Origin of the sequence: Azospirillum sp. B506 (assembly GCF_000333595.1) — a bacterium.
Lineage (GTDB): Bacteria > Pseudomonadota > Alphaproteobacteria > Azospirillales > Azospirillaceae > Azospirillum.
In genome coordinates this window covers 1-1462 of sequence record NZ_BADK01000399.1, presented here as the reverse complement: position 1 = coordinate 1462, position 1462 = coordinate 1, and the positions used below count along the sequence as shown (strand labels likewise).

The 1462-nt window shown below is 64.8% G+C and carries 1 protein-coding gene; it reads left to right on the top strand.

Features of this window, described 5'->3' with window-relative positions; genetic code table 11:
- Positions 1-240: 240 nt before the first annotated feature.
- Positions 241-1462: ABC transporter permease (locus I71_RS12335; protein WP_042695152.1), on the top strand; the 1222-nt coding region annotated here is incomplete at its 3' end.

Below are 1462 nucleotides of genomic sequence, written 5' to 3'. Positions count from 1 at the left end.
CTTCTGGCTTGAGAACTCGACCGTCTGACCGAGCGCTTCAACAAATGGGCGGCCAAGTAAGGCAGGCGCGAATCCTTCTCCCGGCGACGCCGGGAGAGGGCATGCCCCAGGCGTGGCAGGGCCGAGTGAGGACATGGTCCACCCGATGTGCCCACGCTTTTCGGACCCACCCGGCGCCACCTGCGCCACCCTCTCCCGGGTCGATCAGGAGAGGGAATATTGATCGAAGAGGTCCCGCTCATGACAGCCGCGTTCGTCGCCGGCGCCGATGCGCCTCCGGAAGTGCCATTGAAGCGCCGCCTGAGGCGGGCGGAACGGGCACGCCAATTCAAGGCGCTGGCCCTGATCCTTCCCCTCCTGGTTTTTCTTCTATTCACCTTCCTCGGACCGATCGCCGGTATGCTCTGGCATTCGGTCGAAGACTGGGAGGTCCCCCGCGCCCTCCCCCATACGGTGTCGGCGCTGTCCCATTGGGACGGCAAGACCCTGCCGGACGAGCGGGCGTTCGCCGCGCTGGCCGGCGACATCCTGGAGGCCCGCGCCGACGGAACCCTGGCCACGGCGTCCAAGCGCCTGAATTACACCATCAATGGCTTCCGCACGACGCTGATGGCCACGGCGCGACACCTGAAGACTGCGCCGGAGCCGGGTACCGCCAAGGACACGCTGATCGGCATCGACAAGATGTGGGGCGAGCAGGAGACCTGGGCGGCGATCAAGGGCGCCAGCGGCCCGCTGACCGACTTCTATCTGCTGGCCTCGCTTGACCTGAAGCGTGACAACAACGGCTCGATCTTCGCGGCGCCGGAGGATCAGGCGATCTACCGCGATATTTTCTTCCGCACCTTCACCATCGGTTTCGCCGTCACGGCGCTTTGCCTCATCCTCGGTTTCCCCGTCGCCTATCTGCTGGCGACGCTGCCGTCGAACAGCGCCAACCTGCTGATGATCTGCGTGCTGCTGCCTTTCTGGACCTCGCTGCTGGTGCGCACCTGCGCCTGGATCGTCGTCCTGCAGACCAACGGCATCATCAACGACACGCTGCGCTGGCTCGGCGTGATCAACGATCCGATCCAACTGGTCTACAACCGGTTCGGCGTGTATGTGGCGATGACCCACGTTCTGATGCCCTTCATGATCCTGCCGCTCTACAGCGTGATGAAGGCGATCCCGCCGGCCTATGTCCGCGCCGCCTCGTCGTTGGGCGCTTCGCCGACGGTCGCGTTCCTGCGCATCTACCTGCCGCAGACCATTCCGGGCATCGGCGCCGGCTGCCTGCTCGTCTTCATCCTGGCCATCGGCTACTACATCACGCCGGCTCTCGTCGGTGGAGCCGCCGATCAGATGATCAGCTACTTCATCGCCTTCTACACAACGGAAACGGTTAACTGGGGCCTCGCCTCGGCGTTGGGAGCGGTGCTGCTGCTCGCCACGGTGGCGCTCGCGATGGTCTACGGCAAGC